General features: G+C 69.5%; 14 protein-coding genes and 3 pseudogenes. 14 read left to right on the top strand and 3 right to left on the bottom strand.

What is annotated here, in order from left to right; genetic code table 11:
* Positions 1-684 precede the first annotated feature (684 nt).
* Positions 685-1,272 carry a S1 RNA-binding domain-containing protein gene (locus ACY0MR_RS00290; protein ID WP_403314802.1) on the top strand — a complete coding sequence of 196 codons (588 nt, stop codon included), beginning with the start codon at positions 685-687 and terminating at the stop codon, positions 1,270-1,272.
* 859 nt (positions 1,273-2,131) lie between these two features.
* Here ACY0MR_RS00290 and ACY0MR_RS00285 read toward each other — a convergent pair.
* Entirely contained in the window at positions 2,132-2,752 is a 621-nt protein-coding gene (locus tag ACY0MR_RS00285; protein WP_473558106.1) for a hypothetical protein, read from the bottom strand.
* Between the two features lie 1,032 nt (positions 2,753-3,784).
* Here ACY0MR_RS00285 and ACY0MR_RS00280 point away from each other — a divergent pair.
* From ACY0MR_RS00280 to ACY0MR_RS00265, 4 genes are all read left to right on the top strand, one after another.
* Positions 3,785-4,111, top strand: a complete 327-nt coding sequence (locus ACY0MR_RS00280) for a PH domain-containing protein (protein WP_473558104.1) — start codon at positions 3,785-3,787, stop codon at positions 4,109-4,111.
* A 513-nt stretch (positions 4,112-4,624) separates the two neighbouring features.
* Positions 4,625-4,948: a hypothetical protein gene (locus tag ACY0MR_RS00275; RefSeq protein WP_404087019.1), complete on the top strand. Its 324-nt coding sequence runs from the start codon at positions 4,625-4,627 to the stop codon at positions 4,946-4,948.
* Positions 4,949-5,438: 490 nt separating this feature from the next.
* Positions 5,439-8,726: an RHS repeat-associated core domain-containing protein gene (locus ACY0MR_RS00270; RefSeq protein ID WP_473558102.1), complete on the top strand. Its 3,288-nt coding sequence runs from the start codon at positions 5,439-5,441 to the stop codon at positions 8,724-8,726.
* A gap of 26 nt (positions 8,727-8,752) precedes the next feature.
* Positions 8,753-8,935, top strand: coding sequence for a hypothetical protein (locus ACY0MR_RS00265; protein WP_392864242.1), 183 nt, complete (start codon positions 8,753-8,755; stop codon positions 8,933-8,935).
* Positions 8,936-9,119: 184 nt separating this feature from the next.
* Here the strand turns inward: ACY0MR_RS00265 and ACY0MR_RS00260 are convergent, their stop codons facing one another.
* Positions 9,120-9,515: a hypothetical protein gene (locus tag ACY0MR_RS00260; protein WP_392864241.1), complete on the bottom strand. Its 396-nt coding sequence runs from the start codon at positions 9,513-9,515 to the stop codon at positions 9,120-9,122.
* A gap of 1,112 nt (positions 9,516-10,627) precedes the next feature.
* Between ACY0MR_RS00260 and ACY0MR_RS00255 the strand changes: the two genes are divergently transcribed.
* From ACY0MR_RS00255 to ACY0MR_RS00220, 8 genes and pseudogenes are all read left to right on the top strand, one after another.
* Entirely contained in the window at positions 10,628-11,137 is a 510-nt protein-coding gene (locus tag ACY0MR_RS00255; RefSeq protein ID WP_473558098.1) for a DUF6924 domain-containing protein, read from the top strand.
* Positions 11,138-11,140: 3 nt separating this feature from the next.
* Positions 11,141-11,560 (top strand): transposase, encoded by a 420-nt coding sequence (locus ACY0MR_RS00250; RefSeq protein WP_473558096.1) that lies wholly within the window; start codon positions 11,141-11,143, stop codon positions 11,558-11,560.
* 16 nt (positions 11,561-11,576) lie between these two features.
* Positions 11,577-11,874 (top strand): annotated as a pseudogene (locus ACY0MR_RS00245) (transposase); the annotation flags it as partial.
* Between the two features lie 167 nt (positions 11,875-12,041).
* Positions 12,042-12,212, top strand: a pseudogene (locus ACY0MR_RS00240) (transposase); the annotation flags it as partial.
* A gap of 271 nt (positions 12,213-12,483) precedes the next feature.
* A pseudogene (locus ACY0MR_RS00235) lies at positions 12,484-13,362 on the top strand (erythromycin esterase family protein); the annotation flags it as partial.
* A gap of 44 nt (positions 13,363-13,406) precedes the next feature.
* On the top strand, positions 13,407-13,829 hold the full coding sequence (locus ACY0MR_RS00230) for an erythromycin esterase family protein (RefSeq protein ID WP_473558093.1): 423 nt from the start codon (positions 13,407-13,409) through the stop codon (positions 13,827-13,829).
* Between the two features lie 1,110 nt (positions 13,830-14,939).
* Complete coding sequence (locus ACY0MR_RS00225) at positions 14,940-15,464, top strand: peptidylprolyl isomerase (RefSeq protein ID WP_392864238.1); 525 nt, start codon at positions 14,940-14,942, stop codon at positions 15,462-15,464.
* 274 nt (positions 15,465-15,738) lie between these two features.
* Positions 15,739-16,488: a hypothetical protein gene (locus tag ACY0MR_RS00220; protein ID WP_473558091.1), complete on the top strand. Its 750-nt coding sequence runs from the start codon at positions 15,739-15,741 to the stop codon at positions 16,486-16,488.
* On the opposite strand, the gene ACY0MR_RS00215 is transcribed toward ACY0MR_RS00220, so the two are convergent.
* Positions 16,440-16,823 (bottom strand): transposase, encoded by a 384-nt coding sequence (locus tag ACY0MR_RS00215; protein ID WP_473558089.1) that lies wholly within the window; start codon positions 16,821-16,823, stop codon positions 16,440-16,442. The genes ACY0MR_RS00220 and ACY0MR_RS00215 overlap by 49 nt on opposite strands.
* 74 nt (positions 16,824-16,897) lie before the next feature.
* On the opposite strand from ACY0MR_RS00215, the gene ACY0MR_RS00210 reads away from it, so the two are divergent.
* Positions 16,898-18,847: a hypothetical protein gene (locus ACY0MR_RS00210; protein ID WP_473558086.1), complete on the top strand. Its 1,950-nt coding sequence runs from the start codon at positions 16,898-16,900 to the stop codon at positions 18,845-18,847.
* Positions 18,848-18,985: the final 138 nt, after the last annotated feature.

Here is an 18,985-nt window from a genome sequence, read left to right as displayed (position 1 = left end):
GCCGGAACCTCGGTGGCCGCCTGAGGTGCGGCCGTGGCGGTCGTACCGCCTGCCAGAACGGCAAGGACGGCACCGGCTGCGAGGCAGCGTAGTGTCGTCGTTAAGCGTTGGCGTCGCAACGATCCTCCTGATGAGGTCATGACAATATCGACGCCAAGATCATCACGAGGGGACCCGCCGGCCAACCCACAAGATCACCATGTTGCGCGGCCCGCACTCGTAGAGTCACACAACAAGCCCGGCAGACCTCACCTGTTGGCCAGGAGGAGGCTGCCAGCGGCAAGACCGGACTCGACGACGCCGACGGGGGCGAGGGTCAGGACGAGGGAACCCGCCGAGCCCGGAGAAGGGCGACCGGAGCTCCGTGCAGGCCACGTGCCGGTGCTCGCAGCCGGCCGTCCTCCGGATCTCGCTTACGGCCCGTACCGGCGGAAAACATGTGAGGCGACTGCATGCAGAGAGAGGTGCACTGTTCCGGAGTCCGGAGACCAGCTGACCATTTCGAAGTCGAATGATCCGGAACGTGTCGCCCTCGCCTTCCGGCAGTGATCGACTGGCTGGGCACTGCATGGCACCTGCCAGGACTTGTCCGGCCGCTCATGGGTCCGGCTGCTGGGGGCCCGGCGGGGCTTCAGTCTGTCGAGCTCATGGTCGGCCCGCGATGTCGTGTGCCAGGGTGACGGTATGGATGGGCAGTCTGAGAGCCCGGAACTCTGGGCATTTTTGGAGACCTTGCACCGCGGCGACATCTTGTCCGGCACCGTTGCGGCGATCGAGCGGTTCGGGGTCTTCGTGGCGCTGGACGACGGACCTGCCCATCCCCTCTTCCCCGGTGCCGGGTTCATCGTCATCCCCGAACTGTCCTGGCGCCACATCGACGCTCCCACTGATGTCGTTCACGTAGGCCAGAGGGTCTCGTGCGAGTTCCTCCAGTTCGACACCTACAACCTGGAGGCCAGACTCTCCTTGAAGGCGCTGGAGCCCGACCCCCTGCGGGCTTTCGCCGACCGCACGCCGGTGGGTCAGGAAATCCGCGGGACAGTGGAGAGGACAGTTCCCATCGGCGTCTTCGTCGAGATCGAAGACGGGCTCGTCGGGCTCATCCCCTCCAGGGAGATCGACGGTCGGCCCGCGGTGAGTCCGGTGGAAGACTGCGAGGCCGGAGAGGAGATCACCGTCGTCGTCACGGAGATCGACCTGCCGACCCGCCGAATCCGTCTTTCCAGGCCGAAGAACGCCCAGTACGAAGGTGTCGTGCATGGGGCGGGGTGATCCGAGTGATGCCGAGTGGGAACGGCTGCGGCCTTCCCGCCGATCGGTAACGGGCGTTGTGGCCGCTGGCGGGATCACCGACAGGTGACCGACGGGAGCCTGCACCGGGTGCGGACCGGAGTGCGGTGGCGTGACCTGCACCTGGGAACGTCTCCTCCAGCAGGTCCAGGCGGTGGCCGACGCCGGAAGCGAGATCCACTGGGACATCTCGGTCGACTCCACCATCGTGCGGGCGCACCAGCATGCGGCGGGCGCTCGCACCGACACACCGACGGAGCCCGGGTCAAAGGAGGTCGAAGAGCCAGAACATCAGGACGAAGCGCCGTGGCAGACGCCCGCCTGGTGGAGGTGGTACGGGAGGCGAGGGCCTGTGCCCCTCGCGCGGCGGGTTCACCACCAAGCTCCACCTGAGTGCGGGCGGCCGCTGTCGCCCGATGTTCCTCATCGTCACACCGGGTCAGCGAGCTGACTGCACCTAGTTCATCGCGGTGCTGGAGAAGATCCGAGTCCCCAGACCGGGCCTGGGGCGACCACGCAAGAAGCCCGAGAGCCTTGCGGCCGACAGGGCCTACAGCAACGGTCCCGTCTGCGAGTGCCTGCGCGGCGGGGCATCCGCCACACGATTCCGGAGAAGAGTGACAGCCGGGCCGCCCGCCTACGCAAAGACGCACGCGGTGGCCTGGCGAAGAGCCCATCGATGATCCTGTCACCGGCGACAACGCCGTTCACTGACCAACAGGAACGGCCCCAGCCGTTCCCACTCGGCATCCCTGAGATCACCCCGCCCCATGCCCACAGGAACGAGTCGGGCACGGAGCAGCCAGTCGGCTCCACCCCGCGCGAAGCTGCGGCAGCAGGGTCAGGCCCGCGTCTGCCGGGCGGGGTCGGCGTGCGACAAGAGGAACTCGGTCGCCCCGGCGATGGCCTCGGCGGAGGAGGCGTGGACCGCCTCGGACTCCTTCTCCTGCTGGTCCGCGGCAGTGGCGGTGAACCACCAGGCGCCGGCATCCGGGTCATGGTCGATGACGGCGATGCCACCCGCGTACTGAAGCGGAACGGACTCGCCGGCAGCCTTCTTGGCCACTGCGTGCGGCCACTTGAGGCGGGCCGACTGGCGCTTGATGCCGCCCCAGGCCGCGCCCAGCTGCGCGTAGTTGGCTCCGCTGCGGCCGGCGACGGTGGCTGCGCTCTCGGCCAGGCGGTCGACGGACAGTTTGGCTTCGTACAGCGACCTCAGCATGGCCAGCTGCACATCGGGAGCGGCCATGAGCGCGGTGTCGAAAGGCTTGCCGGCGTCTCGATAGGCGAGAGCGCGGGTCGAGATCCCCTCTGCCAGCGCCCGGACCGCCACCAGCACCTTGTCGTCCATGGCGAACGAGTCGCCCTCGGCGGGCTCGGACCATGCGGGCTCTACCAGAGTCATCACGGCGGTCCAGAAGTTCTCGTCGTTCCTGTCAGGGGTTGGGATCACATCGTCCATGCGACAAGAATAACTGTCGAGATCTGAAGTGACAAGCAAAACTGTCGATGTTCGATGTGGGGATGCTCAGGAGGAATCTCCCGGCGACAGGCCGCCTCGCCCCTCTGGTCGATGCGGGCGGCGGGGCCGGGAGTGACTCCGGCTCCAGCATCGGGGAACGTAGGTTCAGCAGCGCCTTTCAGATGCACCACGACCAGGGTGTGAGGCCGCTGACCCGATTCTCGTACCCGTGGGTGGGCTTTGCGCAAGGCCGGAACCAAGGTGAGCCCTGGCCGCGTCGTCGAGTGACTGGCATTGGGGGAGGGGCTTGGTGGGGTACGACGGGGAGGGAGCCGACACCCTGGACCCCTTCCTGGCCCGCCGGGTGCACGGGAACATCGACGACTCGGTCCGCTGTCCGGCGAGCGCCTACGGCGCCCCTCACCTTGCAGGCCCACGCCGCCCTCGCCCTCTCGCATGGCGGCCGGCCGCTTAGTCGACCCGCCGGAGACCGCCTGATTCTCGGAATGTGCCCTGGAAGGTACGGCGGCGTGGGTGTCCCCGGCGTGGATGCGGACGAACGGGCGGGACCGGCGACTCCTCAGCTGTGGGCGGACCGAGTTCACCCCTGCTGTGCGCGACCGGCCGCCCGCCCTCGCACAGGAACGACGGCACCCATCCGGGACCCGCCGACAGCGGTGGCACGGGACGCAACGCGGCCAAGGGGGTTTCCACCCCCTCTCTCTCAGCTCCCTGGGGTTGACAGCTTGCGAGGCAGGGTCCGGGGCACCTCCCTGACAAGGCGCAGCCGCCAGAGACTCGCACCTCTGATAGGGACGGACTGGTCCCTGAGCCTATGAAGGTGAAACGCCTACAGGGTGTACAGGTCACGGCCTAGGGTCAGGGCATGGATTCCACGCCACCACCCTGATACCGACTCAAACCCTCCACGGACCGGGGCAGCGCATAACCCTGTTCACCGTAGGGAGTGTCTTTGCGCTGCTGGGCGCGGGAGCGACGATCAGCGGGAGGGTTGCTGCGGATCCTGCAGGCTTGGTCATCTACGCGGTGGTTCTTGCCGGCGGTGCCTGGATGGCGTTCCGCAGTTGTGTCATGGGAGTGCGGATCGATTCCAAGGGGCTCACCGAACGAGGCCTGGGACGCTCGAAGGTCGTTCCGTGGTGCGTCATCAGTGCGATCAACACCGCCGACGGCTTCGGCCTGGCCCCGGCTGAGGCTCCCGGGTTGATCCTCAAGAACGGTGAACACAGGAGCCTCGCCGCCCTGGCCTCGTACTCCAGTGGTGCCGTCGACTCCGACTACACCCTGATCAAGTCCGCGCATACCAACCACGTTGCTGCGTGCCCCGACTGCGCGTGACGCTGCTCTCGCCCAGGGCCGCCCGGACCGCCGGAAGGGGGCTGGCTCGCGGTGGTCGACTGCCCGGCCCAGGCGGTATCCGGCGGATCGCGAGACCGACGGGCACGAGACGGGGTGGCAGCATGAGCTGATGTCCGGCTTCCTGCGTGAACTCTGGCTGCGGGGCCTCGCCTTCCATCCGGCGGCGCCCTCCGATGCGCTGATACGCCTGATGGATCAAGCCGCCGGCGAGCTGGGCCAGGTGATGTGCAGGGACCGTGACTTGCCCGACGCGGTCATCGACGCAGCTCTGCGCCGCCCCGACTGGCGGATCCGTGGCGCGCTCGCCCGCAACCAGCACGTAGATCCTTCGCGCCTGGGCGCCCTTGGCGACGGACCCGCCAGATCTCGTTCGCGCGCGGCTTGCCAACCCCCACCTTCACCCGTGGCCGCGCTGGGTCCGACCACTACCGGAGGGCATGGACCGGCTGGACCGCGATCTTCAGTGGGACCGACACGGAGGTCGGCCGCCTGGTGCGTAAGGAGGGCTGGGATCAGACGGCCGGACGGCGCTGGTCGTCGATCCCCGACGAAGCCTTGCGTGCGGTGACGGACTGCGAGGACTTCTCCCACCTGGAGCGAGCCGATCAGGTCGTGGCCGCGGTGCCTGGTGGCGGGTGGAAGGTGCACTGGAAGGACGAGGGCCCGGGTGGAGCGCCGCTGACGGAACCGGTGCTGGCCTGGTTGATCACAGCGCAGGGGCGGGCGACGGCGATCACGGTCGATGCCCAGGGGCATGTCGAGGATGCCGATCTGGCTGACGCCTTCCTCCCACCCGGTGAGAACCCGATGCCCTGATCACGGCCGGTCAGGCCATCGGTCGGTCTGCACGACCACAGACCTGGCCACCCGGGGAGCCGCGAGGGGCACCAAGATCCCGGCGCTTGCCCTCGATGCTGCCCTCGGCGAAACGGGCCGTCACGCTGCTCGTCGTCCTCGAGACCACGACACCGACGGGACAGCGGGGGAGAGGGAAGCGAGAGCGGCAGGGCACTTTGCGCCTGCAGTTTTCAGCCTCGCTGTGCGCCCCTCGCTGTGCGCCCCGCCCCTGCCCGCGGCGCCCCCGGGGCCCGCTTGTCCCGGCCTGCGCGCCCCACGAGCAGGACGCCGAACTCGGCCGATTATCGTCCGTGTGTTCGGCAAGATCGCGGGCAGGCCCCGTTCCCCGTGAAGAACCTGTGGCAGCGTGTGCGTCTCCGGTGGCCGCTCTGGCCGCCGTGGCGAGTCTTCTCGTGGGGGGAAGCGTATGCATCCGCGTGCCTCGGGCACGTCTCTTCGACGTGCCCGCATGTCCGCAAGAACCTCTTTCACCGCGGTGGTGGCCGCGCTCGCGCTGGGGGCGGGCACCTTGCCCGCGCTCGCCGCGAACTCCACCGACCCTGCTCCGGGTTCGGCCTGGGGCCGCGCGGCCGAGCCGTTGGCTGTCCCGCCGGTGAAGGTGGGCGTCACCAAGCCCGTCGCAGGCGAGCGGGCCGCTGTGCCTTCGGCCGACGAAGCCGCCTGGCGCGCGCAGCAGGAGAGGCGCGCGACGCCGGGCGGCGCCAAGGCGGCTCGTTCCGCCGTCGGCGTCCTGTCCTGGATACCCGAAGGCCAAGGCGCCGTGCCCTGGCACCAGTTGTCCGACGTGCGGATCACCGACAACCTGGTCGCCCGGATCAACCTCTCCAACGGCAATCTGATGCTGGCCGCGACCGACTTCGAGATCGCCGGTGTGGGGAAGTCGCTGCGTCTGGCGCGCACCTACAACTCGCTCATCGGGCCGTACGGCAAGGTGTCCGACCCGTGGTGGCAGGAGTATGAGCGCTATCTGAGCGCGTTCCTCACCGACGAGGTCGTCGTCTACGACGCCACGGGCGCCTCCGTCCGCTTCGCGAAGAACGCCGACGGCTCGTTCACGACGCCCAAGGGCTACGCCAAGGACCTGAAGAAGAACGCGGACGGCACCTACACGCTGACCGACCGCAAGTCCGGCCTCAAGGACACCTACGACGCGAACGGCACACTGACGAAGGTCACGGACCGGAACCACGGCACGGTCACCGTCGACCAGCACGACGAGAGCGGTGAGAACAAGGGGTTCAAGGTCACCGAGACCCGTTCGGGGCGATGGGTGGATCTGGTCAAGACGTACCCGAACCAGTGGCAGGCCAAGGACCACACCGGCCGGACCGCCGTGTTCGACCTGGACGCCGACGGCAACCTGACGCGTACGGCGGACACCGAGGGCAAGGCCACCCAGTACGCCTACGACGCCGACGGCCGCGTCACCAAGGTCATCACGCCCGAAGGCCGTGTCACCGTCTTCACCTACGACGCCCAGGGCCGCGTCACCTCCATGCTGCGGGCGACGGCCCTCGGCGGTTCCGGGCACACGGGTCCGACGTTCACCTACGCCCACTCGGCCGCGTCGCCCTCCGCTGCGGGCACGACGACGGTGACCGACCCCGAGGGGCACGCGACGAAGCACGAGCACGACGCCGACGGCCGGATCACCAAGGTGACCGACGCGCTCGGGCATGTCCGGGCGAAGTCCTACGACGCGAACAACAACGTCCAGACGGCCACGGACGCCATGGGCACCGGCGGAACCGGCGGCAACGTCACCGCCTACGGGTGGGACGCCCGTTCCAACCCGACGTCGGCGTCGCTGCCGACCGGCGCGACCGCCTCCCTCACGGGCTACCAGACGCTCTCAGGGGCCGATCTGCCCGGCTCGATGACGTCCATGGACGGCGAGAAGACCGACTACACCTACGACGCGGCCGGCAACACCACCTCGGTCGCCGTGACCGGCACCGGCGGCGGCACGCAGACCTTCGACCACAACCCCGCCACACCGACCTGCGGCGGCTTCGAGGGCCAGCGCTGCAAGGCGACAACGAAGATGAGCACCTCGAAGTCGGTCTCCACCGCCTTCACCTACGACGCCAAGGGCAACCTGACCAAGGTCGCCCCGCCCTCCCCGCTCGGTGTCACCACCTACACCTACGACGGCCTCGGCCGCCCGGCCACCGTCAAGGACGGCCGGGGCGTGACCACTCTCTACGAGTACGACGAGCGCGACCGCGTGGTGAAGGTCGACACCTCCGGGTACGCCACCGTCACCTACGCGTACGACGGCGACGGCAACCTCACCCAGCGCTCCGACGGCACCGGCGTCATCGACTACGCCTTCGACCCGCTGTCCCGCGAGACGGTGCGCACCCTCCAGAACGGCTCGCAGACCCGGCTGACGTACACCCCTGCGGGCAACGTCGACACCTACGAAGACCCGGCCGGCGTGACCGACTACACGTGGAACGGCGTCGGCAACCTCACCCATCTGAAGGACCCGTCGGGCAGGACCACGACCTACGCGTACGACAACAACGACGCCCGCACCACGACCACCTACCCCGGCGGAACGGTCCAGAAGGTCACCCTGGACGAGTCCAACCGGCCCGAGCGGATCAAGGCCACCTCGCCCAAGGGCACCCTGGTCGACCTCGCCTACACCTACAGCAACGCGGGCAAGGACGGCGCCAAGATCCGCACCAGCACCGACGCGGTCGGAGGGCTGAAGACCAGCTACACCTACGACGACGCCGGACGCTTCTCCTACGCCAAGGAGGAGAAGGGCACCACCCTCACCTCCTCCTGGCAGTACTGCTACGACCTGGCCGGCAACCTCACCTCGCAGGGCGTCGACCCGGGCTGCCCGCGCGGCACCACCTACACGGTCAACGACGCCCAGCAGATCACCGCGAAGAACGGCTCCACGACGGGCTGGTCCTACGACAAGCTGGGCAACGAGACCGCCGGCGCCTCCACGCCCGAGGGCGCCCGGACGGCCGCGAAGTGGTCCGACCACTCGCAGATGACCTCCCTCACCGTGGGCGGCAAGACCTACGCGGGCCAGTACGGCTCCACCGACCAGAGCGAGCGGATCAAGCTCGGCGACACCTTCTTCCACAACGGCCCGCTCGGCCTGTCCGCGCAGAGCACCGGCGGCGTGGACACGGGATTCAACCGGGAGCCCGGGGGCACCCTCAACTCCATGACCACCGGGGGGAAGTCCTTCTACTACCTGACCGACGCGCTCGGTTCGGTCGTCGCGCTCGCCGACGAGTCCGGCACCAAGATCAACAGCTACTCGTACAGCCCCCGCGGTGTCCAGCGCTCGTTCACCGAACAGGTCCCCCAGCCCTACCGGTTCGCCGGCGGCCACCAGGACCCGACCGGGCTCTACCACTTCGCGGCCCGTTACTACGACCCCAACATCGGCCGCTTCACCAGCCCCGATCCCTCCGGCCAGGAGAAGAACCCCTACCTCTACGCCGAGGGTGACCCGGTCAACCGCATCGACCCCCAGGGAACCCTCAGCTTCGGAGGCATCGCGGACTTCCTCGACGACACCAACGACATCTGGGGCGCCGTCACCGGATGCGTCGGCGGGATCGGGGCCGCGGCCGAGACCGGCGTCATCGCCACGGCCAGCACCTTCGGCCCGTGGGGCACGGGAGCCGCGGTCGTCGGAAGCTGCGCCGTCGGCGGGTTCCTCGGCTACAACAACGCGGACCTCATCACCTACGGCTGACAGACGCCAGAGCAGGAGCACGAGCAGTGAGCGCCAAGACCAAGATGCAGCTCTTCATGGGCGTCGTCGCCCTGGTGACGGTCCTCGCCCTCATCCAGGGACTCATGGCGGAGGGGTCGGGCAGAACCGTTCCGCTCGTCGTCGCCGCTCTGGGCGCCCTCTCGCTCGTGATGTGGGGCATGGCCCTACGCGGCTCACGCCGAGGCTGACGCCCCGGGCGGTCAGCGGCCCCGCGCTTCCCCGGCACCTGCCGGGGAAGCGCGGGGCCGCGGGCGAGGTCCGCCGCCGAAGCGGAGAATCAGGCGACAGTGCTGGCGGTGTCTTCCACCACGCCTCGACCGAGTCGCCGTTGCGTTCTGCTGGGACGGGGCCGGGGTGTGAGGGAGGGCGTCACTACCCGCCGACCCACGAGAAGGGCGCCACCGCCGCTGCCAACACGAGACCGGCCCCGATCAAGAGCCCAGGGGTCTTCGGGTGTCGCCGCGGGTCCGAGAGCGCTGCGAGGAGCAGCAGAGGGGCCGAGGGGTAGAAGACGAGCATGCCGACCCAGGAGCCCAGCAATGACCACGGCAGCAGCACCGCCGAGATGATCCCGGCGGTCCACTGGAAGGCGGAGGGCCGGGCATAGAGGAGCAACGGCACGGCGGTCAGCGCCGCGGTCGCGAACACTAAGGGGAGCAGGAAGAACGGCTCCCCGGAGGCGGTGACGAGCACCAGCGGGGTGACCACGGCACACGCGGCCAGGCCGATCTGCCACGGATAGACGATGTCTCGCGCGGCGACGCGCATAGCCCCCTCCTCGATCCAGCACCTTGAACGCGTTCAATTTACCATGACGCCGAGCCCCGACGCGGTCTCTCGCAGGCCAACTGCCGGTGCCGCAGCGGGATTCCCACCCGCGACCGCACCCGCCCCTCCCAGACACCCGGGGCCCGACTTGGCGCAGAAGACCGCGTCGAGCGCCAGCGCAGCGACGCTCGTGGACGGCAAAGCTCCCCGCCGGCTCCCGCTCCACGCCCTGGCATCCGGGGCATCGACGGCGCCGCAGCCGGGGGCTACGCCCACGCGGGCCGCCGGTCGAGCATCCAGCCGGGAGCTGAGCCGCCGGGCTCGGCGTACCGCTGTGGAGCCCATCGGCCCTGCACCTCGCAGGAGGCAGCTGCGTGCTCATCAGCCCGGGCAGGAAATCAGGCAGGTGCAGGCCCGTCGCTCGCAAGGCCAAGGGCGGTGGGCCGCGAGCGGAGCGCTCTGATCGACACACACCCTGGAGGGCCCCTACCGTCCCATTCACTAACGACACAGGGGACGTCGCCCTGAGGCGACTCAGGCCGCGCTGATAGGTGTGGCCGCCTTTCAGATCAGGGTCAGGGCAGCTCGGGTCAACTGCTGCCGATGCCATCGAGCAGAGACAACCCCTCTACAGCTCTCCGCCCACCCCGAGGACCGGCGCAAGGTCACCTTCCGCCCTCGGGATGTCATGGCGCGCCAGCCCTCCCGCGTCCGCCGCCCTCTGGACCGGGCCGGCCGGCGCCTGGTTGATGAGGCCTTCTGCGGTCGGCCAGTTCCGCCCCTCGTCTCCGCTCGGCTGATGGGGGCCAGGGCGTCGAGCCCGCGCAGCGTACGGGCAGGTTGGTCGGTCGCGGGCGGCGCGTGCTCCCACGGAGCGCGGAACCCGAGCGCACTTCCAGCGCACAGTCCGACTCTCGTCCAGCGGTCAGCCGGTCCGACCGTCCGCCACTGCTTTGTGCGATATGCGGTAGACGATCGAATGGCGCCTGTCACACCTATGACCTCCGCGACCGGATCGCCAAGACGGACACCTCCGGTACGGCACTGGGGGGTTTCCTCTGGACCACTCCCGAGGGAGCTAGTTGTCGGTGAGGCGTGGGAGAGTCCTGAGCATGGAGATGCCGGAGGGTCTTGAGCGAGTGCTGCCTGAGATCGTCGGACGCGACATGTTCGACGCTCTCGTCATCAGGGCCGACTTCAGCGACGACGAATCGTTGACTGCGGTGGTCGGGGAGCTTCGCCGGCCCTGGGGGCCGGACGGCGAGTTTCCCGCACGGGTGCAGGTGGTCGACGCGCCCGATTGGTCAGGGGCGACAGCTGATGAGGTTCTTGCTGCGGTGGACGAAGACCAATACTTGAGTGTCGTCATCGTCGCCGACCGCCACACGATGGAGTCGGCGACGCGAGGTGTGCTGGCTCTGTCGACGGTCTGGGAGGACGACGGTGACCTTGATCCCGTCTACTACCAGGAACTCATCGAGTCGCCAGAGCCTCGGGAGTTCCGAGCCGCGCCCGCCGAGGTGCACGCGGTCCATGTGAACGTGACGCTTGGCAACATGGGCTTCACCGAATTCGCCGCGGCCGCTTCCGCAGAGCCTGATCAGGTCCTGCGGCCCGTCTGACGGGTGCAGCGGGCAGCCGTTGCCTCGGAAGGGCGGGTCGTTCGTCGGGGCGTGTCGTTGAGTAATGCGCAGTGGGCGCGGATCGAGCCGTGGTTGCCGGATCGGACGGCGAGGCGGGGCGGGCGCTGGTGGGATCACCGGCAGGTGATTGACGCGATCGTGTTCAAGTACCGCACGGGGATCCCTGGACGGCCCTGCCCGAGCACTTCGGTTCGTGGGAGGGCGTCCACAACCTGCTGCGACAGTGGGCGGCCGACGACACCCGGAAGAGAGTCTTCACCGCGTTGCGCGCCCGAGCCGATGCCGAGGGTGATCTCGACTGGGTCGTCGCGGTCGACTCCACGGTCGTTCGTGCCCACCAGCACGCGGCCGGAGCCCGCAAGACGGGGGCGCTGGCCGGCGAGCCGGACCACCATGCGCTAATGCGTTCGCGTGGCGGGTGACGATGAAGATCCGGGTGCCCCGTCCGGTCGGCAGGCCGCGGACGACGCCTCATGTGGTCCTTGCGGACAGGGCGTACTCATCCCGCGCGATTCGCACCTACCTGCGGCGTCGTGGGATCCGGGCGGTGGATCCCCCAGCCCGTCGACCATACAGCGAACCGCAAACGGCTCGGCCGTCGTGGTGGGCGCCCTCCAGCTTTCGAGCGCGAAGCATACGAACAGCGATACACCGTCGAACGGTGCATCAACAAGGTCAAGCAATGGCGCGGCCTGGCCACCCGCTACGACAAGACCGCCACCGTCACGGAACCAAGATCCGACCCGCAGGGACAACACCACTCGCCTGATCATCGCCATCGTCACCCTCATCACGGGCAACGCGGCGGGCTGGGTGATGGTCGGCCTCGCCGTCATCGTGTGGGCAGGCATGTTCCTGTTAGGGAGGAATCCGGTGCCAAGTCTGGCGAGGGAAGCACAGCACGTCGCACAAGCAGGTTCGGGCCCGGGTCGAGCACGTCTTCGCCCGCATGAAGACCTGGAAGATCCTCCGCGACTACCGCCTCAAGGGCGACGGTGTCCACCAGGCCGTGCTCGGCATCGCCCGGATGCACAACCTCGCTCTCGCCGGATAGGACGGCGGGCCGGGGCGACGAACCACGCCCGAGACGACGCGAAGGTCATAACGGGACAGCTCTCAGTCAGCAGCACTCTTGGAAACGCCTTGTCTCCGGCTGGGAACGGCACTGTTGGCGCAGCAGATCCGTCTCGTGGCGTGGGGCGCTGCCGTGCGGTTGTCCCGGATGACTCTGCCGCCGGGTGTGGTGGGCAAGATGGCCAGGCTCACTGAGGGCATGGCGGTATGGATAGTGTCGTCAGGCGCGGCGGCGACGGAGGGGGAGAGCCATGTCTGATGAGGTGACGAGTTGGTTGGCCCGGAACGCCTTGCCTCTGAGCAGCCTGACCGCGGGCATGCCCACTGCCGACCTGCAGCCCCTGAAGAGCGTCCTCGACGGCGTGCGGATTGTGGGCTTGGGGGAGGCTACCCATGGGACGAGTGAGTTCTTCCGGCTCAAGCACCGCCTGCTGGAGTTTCTCGTCGAGGAGATGGGTTTTACGGTCCTGGCCATGGAAGCCAGCGCATCGGCAGGCCCCGCAGTGGATGCCTACGTCCGTCAAGGCGTCGGTGACGCCGCGCAGGTGCTTGCCGGACTTGGGTTCTGGACGTGGCGGACCCGTGAGGTGCTCGGGGTGATCGAGTGGATGCGCGCGTACAACCGGGGCCGCCCAGAGGGTCAGAAGGTGCGTTTCGTGGGCATCGACCCACAACGGTGCGACAGATCCCTGGCTGTAGTCGGCTCCTTCCTGCGTAAGGTGGCACCGGATCGCGAGGCCGGACTTCTCTCCACGCTCCGCGTTCTGGCCGATGCGTATCAGGGATCGCAGCCTGATCCTCAGCGGCGCCTGGTGAGGGATGCGGAAGAACTGCTGGCGTTCCTCCGTGGACACGGACCCGGAGCCGCCGACGCTATCCGGCATACCCGGATTCTGTTACAGGCCGCCGACTTGGTGACGCGAGCCAGGCAGCACACTGATGCAGAGCACACTGTCTTCGCCGCGCGCGACCGGTTCATGGCCGAGGCTGTCGAGGAACTTCTCGATGATCCATCCACCAGGATCGCTCTGTGGGCGCACAACGGGCACATCGCCAAGAGCCGTCACGGTGACGCGATACCGGCGATGGGGCAACACCTGCATGCACGGTACGGCGACGCCTACTACGCACTCGGTCTGCTGTTCGGTAGCGGTTCCTTCCGTGCCCGTCGGATGTGGCCGGCCCTTGGTCGCGCCCCCGCGCCGGCGCCCCCGTCGCCAACAGAGTCGGCCCTGCCCGCCCCGGCACCGTGGAGGCCTGGCTCGCCGCCGCCAGTCCGGGCGATCACCTCGTGGACCTGCGCAGCGCAGCCACCGCGCCGAAGGCAGTACGGGAATGGCTCAACGGTGCGCATCACATGCGAAGTTTCGGCGCCATGGTGCCGCGCTGGTCTTACCGCTTCAACGTGAGCCCAGCCACCCTGGCCGAAGAGTACGACGGGCTGGCCTACGTCGCGGTATCGACCAGTTCTCAGCCTCTCTCGGCCTCCTACACGCCCTGTTTCCGGCCGGAGCGAGCTCGCAGCCGTCTGCGGAAGCAATGCGGACCGCTGATCTGCTGCCGTGACTACTCGAGGGCCCGAAGGGCTGCCAGGTGAGGCATGCGTGTGCGGGCTCGCGGGGTTCCTGTCCACCGGGGCGTTGAGGCGGTGGAGGTTCATCGCGGGGCGGTGAGCTGCTGCAGCCGGGCCTTGGCTAGGCCGTGACAATGCATCGCCGCAGGCAGAAGGCTCGCACTCCCTGGGAGATCGTGCCGTCGATACCACCCGGTGTGCGTCTCACTCCTTGCACTCCGGGAGGTCTGCATGCGCTCGCGCCTGCTGGATGACCCTTTGCTTCGTCTGCGAGCGCAGGGTGGTTCGGCGCCCCATGGCCCACTTGCCGGCGGCGCGAGAGCACTGCGCTCGGGCCGTGCAGGGACGACAGGCGGCCGTCGGAAGCTGTGCCCGGACCGCGGTCCGAGCGTGCTGAGGGTGGTTTTCCTGCCAGCGGTTTGTGGTAGTGCCATGGGGCCAGGTCACCTGGCAGGTGACCTGGCGGGTCTCCCTGCCGACCGTGAGGTCGGCTGGGAGAGTTGCCGCCGTCCTTGGTCTGCCAGCTGGTGGAAGCGAGGATCGGGCCCACCAGGAGAGTCGCGAGTTCGAGGCCGAGATGATTTCCGGCTACGAAGATCTCGCCAGAACACAGACGAGTACGCCGACATCACGACCCCAACCACGTCTGCTCTCTGCAACCTGCGGGGATGGTGCCGTCTGCGGCTGGCTCGCCGCTCCGGCGCCGTCCTGCCCTCTGCATGCGCTGGACGTCCGAGGCGGGACGGTACCGACTTCGGCATGGGGCAGCACCTACGGAGCGTGCAGCGCGGCCTGGCCGCTGCTGGTGGCGACTCCCGCTACCTTCGCCGATCGACGATCCCGCTTTCCACCGTCCGCTCCCGCGAACCGGTTCGGCGTCCTAGGCTGCGATCGTTTCCGAACCGGGTGAGCATGGGGAGGGCGTTCGAGATGAGTCGATTACTGATGAGCGTGTTCGCGGCCGTGGCATTGGTCGTGTCAGGGGGGAGCGTTGCCGCAGCTTCCTCGAACGCGGCTCCGCCGCGCACCACGCACGGTCCGTGCCAGTACACGCAGACCCCGGACGAGCCGTCCGCCCGTCCCGTTGGACTGCCGCCCGACCCGCGGCGCACTCCCAGCCGCGGCACAGTCGCCGTGGCCGTGCCGACCAGCCAAGGCCAGCTCCCACTTCGGCTGGACCGGGCCAAGGCGCCGTGCACCGTCCAGAGCTTCCTGCACCTGGCCCGCCACCGCTTCTACGACCGCACGGTATGCCACCGCCTGACGGCGTATCCGACACTGAAGGTCCTCCAGTGCGGTGACCCGACCGGCACGGGGGAGGGCGGGCCCGGCTACAAGTACAAGGATGAACTCCCGGTGGATCTGCCGCCTGCACCGACCGATCCGACCGGCACGCGCCGTGTGTATGAGCGCGGACTGCTGGCGATGGCCAACGCCGGCCCGAACACGAACGGCTCACAGTTCTTCGTCGTCTACGGCGACTCCGCACTGCGGCCGAACTACACGGTGTTCGGCACCGTCGGCCCCGAAGGCCTGACAACCCTCGACAAGATCGCCGCCGCAGGCATCGCACCGACCACTGAGGACCCGGCGCCTGTCGACGGCACCCCCGCACTGCGTACCGAACTGCTCCGGGTCCGGCCGTCCTGCCCCCACTGACGCGCCACCACGAGACGACGGCCTCGCCGCATGCGACTCGCACCCTGCCGGCCCCCGCAGCCGACGGCCGTGGGCTTGCCCCCTGATTCCCCGCACCGGCAGGGATGGTGCGTCGCTTCTTCCGCCATGGTGCGGTAGGCCGGGATGTTTGCGGGTCGGCTGATGGGCTGGTAGCGGTGTGGCACGGTCGGGGCTCGGCAGTCTGGGCTCTGTGGAGTTCGGATCGTGCGGTGTTCTCGATGCGTTGTCGGTGCCTGCGGCTAGCGTGCACGCCATGAGTGTTTCGCGTCGTCCCGTGTCGGAACTTCCGGGCGATCCGGCTTGTTTGCGGCTGGTCTACACCCACGACCGTCCTGTGATCCCCTACGACTTCGAGGACACCCTCGAGCGCTGGGGTGTTTCCGCGCGCTGGTTCCACGACGAGGACGCGCAGTGCGCCGGAGGCTGCACGCAAGCTTGTGAGGGGGCGAAGGACGAGGGCAGCGAGGTTGGCCGCCTGAGCCTGTGGCGGTTGCGGGACCATACCGGAGCGGATCGCGGGATGGTGGCCGATGCCGAATCGGGCGGCCTGGGAGGCATCGTCTCGACGGTTCTGGACCGTGACGAGTACTCGGCAGCCTTCGAAGAGGCCATCGAATGCCCGGTGGGCGATCTGCTCATCCTGGACCGTGTCTTCCTCGCCGAGCCGTGGCGAGGGTTCGGCCTTGGCCCCGCGTTCGCCGCTGAAGCCGTCCGCCGGCTCTCCGGCGGCTGCTGCGCGGTCGCAGCAGAACCCGGGCTGGGGGAGTGGCCCGACAACAGAGACGACATCACCGACGCCTACCGCGCAACCGCAACGAAGAAGACCGCCGCTCTATGGGAGTCGATCGGCTTCCACTCCTTCCGAAACGGCGTACACCTACTCGACACCAGCCTGCAAGAGCCCGACGACCTGCTGCGCCGGCGTCGGAACGACCTGATGGAACTCTCCGCCGCCTACCGACAGCACGCCGCCGGCGGACCACAGCTGCAAGCCCCGCCGTAACTCTGCCTTCGCCGGCCGTTGGACCGCGCCGAAGCCGGACAGGCCAGTGTGAAGCCGGCCGCGGCCGTGCCTGTCGTCCCCCTCCCCGCACGATCGTGGCATCGATCGGGACCAGCCAGTCCACTTCCGCCCGGGACTGAGCCGCAGCGAAGAGGCGGTCGAAGGTTCCCTCGACGGCCCAGCGGGCGAAACCGTCCGTGGACGGTCTGCCAGAGTCCGAACCGCTTGGGCAGGTCCCTCCAGGGCAGACCGGCCCGGAACCCGAGCACGATGGCTTCTGCCACCTGGCGGTGATCCCGCCGCCTGCCACGAGCCCGACCGGCAGGTGGCAGCAAAGGCGTTCATCACTTCCCACGCAGCGTCAGAACTCGGCGGCAGGAACCGAAAGAGACGGCATAGGCTCCGTGCCATGGACGTACGGGGGGCCGGGCCGGTGGCCTGGCATGTGCTGGAAGGCGTACCGGCGGGCAGCGAGGAGACACCGGGCCTGCTGCGGGGACTGGTGGCCCCCGGACACCGCCAGAAGTCGTGGCTGCGGTTGGAGCACAGGCTCGGCTGGGACAGGGACACCCCGCTCTTCGCCCACACGGTCACCCACCTCCTCGCCCTGCTCCCACAGCTCGACGATCGACGCTTGGTGCAGGTCCTCGACTTCCTCGCCCGACGCGGCCACGGCGCCTGCCGCAGCCCCGTCGGTGTGCACCGCGAGGCGTACGAGGTGTTCACCCGGGCCTGGCCGCAGGTGCTGCCCCTGGTGGGGCACCGGGCGCCCGGCGTACGGACCGGCGCGGCCTGGGTCCTGCGCTCGATCCGCTGCACGGATCCGTCGGCGCTCGATGCGCTGCGGCAGCGGGCCGCCGTGGAGGACGATCCGTCGGCGCTCGTGTCCCAACTGCTGGCCGTGGGGATGCTGGCGCAGGACCGGGAGTGGCTGCTGTCCTGGCTGGAGCACACGCACCCGCTGGTCGCGCTGGCCGCCGCGAGGGGTGTACTGGCCCGGGGCGGCGCACATCCGGCGACTGCGGGCCCGGCCGCCGTGGACCCGGCCGACGGTGCCGCGGGTTGGGCCGTGGCCCGGGGCCTTGCGGCCGCCGGGAAGCAGCGGCTCCCGGACGTACCGTGGTGGCCGCTCGGCTACGAGCCGGACAAGCGCTTCGCGACGCGGTCGGCGCCCCACCCGCACGCGTCCGCGGCACTGGTCGAAGCGACGGCCGGCCATGTGCGCGTGGAACTGCGCCGCGTGGCCGTGCTCGCCGCCGGCGCCCGGCTACGGTACTCGCGCGACCCCGCGCCGGGACTCTGGGAGACCGTCGCTGGTGGACTCGACGACGAGCGTGAGGTGGCATCCGCGTCGGTCGAGGTCCTGGCCAACGGTGGCACCGCGGCCGCCCCCTGCGCCGACAGGCTGGTCCGCCACGTCGAGCGGTCCGGGGGAGCCGCCGTCGCGGACGATGCCGACCTGGCGCTGCGGGCCCTCGTCGGCATGGCCGACGACCGAGCCGCGGACTGGTACGCCGCACGCCTGGGACGCCTCTGGCTCAACACCCCCGCCCCGCTGCCCGCGCGCTGGGCCCCGCGGCTGCTGCCGGCCTTCCGCCGCACCCTCGCTGACGGCGGCGGGCGCCCCGACACGACGGCCCGGATCCTGCACACCCTCGCCCTGTGGGGCCCTGCGGCAGCGCCCGCGGTACCCGATCTGGTCGCCCTGCTGCACACCCCGGCCGCCCGCGCCGCAGCCGAGGCGCTCGGCGCGATCGGCCCGGCCGCCGCCACGCGCAAGGCGGTCAAAGGGCTCGGCGCGCTCGTCACCGCCGAGCCCGGCCCGGGCCGCCACCCCTGGCACGGCGGCGCGCAGACCGCCGCCTGGGCGTACTGGCGACTCACCGGCGACCCGGAACCGGCCCTGCGGGTCTGCGGCGCGGCGGCCCGCGCCGGCCTCGGGCAGCCCGTGCTGCGCCACCTGGCCGACCTGGGCCCGCAGGCTGCCCCGTACGCCGACGCGGTACGGCCGCTGCTGACGTGCCCCGGCGCATGGAGCCGGGTCGGCGCCGCCGAGGCCTGGTGGCGGATCACCGGTGACGCGGCGCCCGCCGTGGCGGCCCTGCTGCCGCAACTGGCGCCGCTGGCCCAGCACACGACGACCCCGCTGGTCCTGCGGACCGTGCGGATCCTGGGCGCGGTCGGCAGCCCGGCGGCTGCAGCCCTGCCCGTCCTGCACGAAGTCACGTCCTCGTCCCGCCGCTACGGCAGCATCCCAGTGGACGAGGAACTCCACCGCGCCGCACGCCAGGCACTGACCGCCATCGCCCCGCCCCCGACCCAGGCGCGCGGAACCGGGCCTGAGACTGACCTACCTTGATCCGCCGGCCCCCAGCGGCATCTCTTTCTGGTCCTGTCGGGCCCGCGCCGCCCGGCATCGCATCTCGCGGAGCCGTCGGAGCTTGCGAGTACGTCCGTGGGTTCTGTCCATGAGGAAGGACAGCGAATGGTCACCACT

This window comes from Streptomyces sp. JN8 (assembly GCF_055808075.1).
The sequence above is the reverse complement of the archived record's forward strand: the minus strand, read 5'-3'. Positions and strand labels throughout refer to the sequence as shown.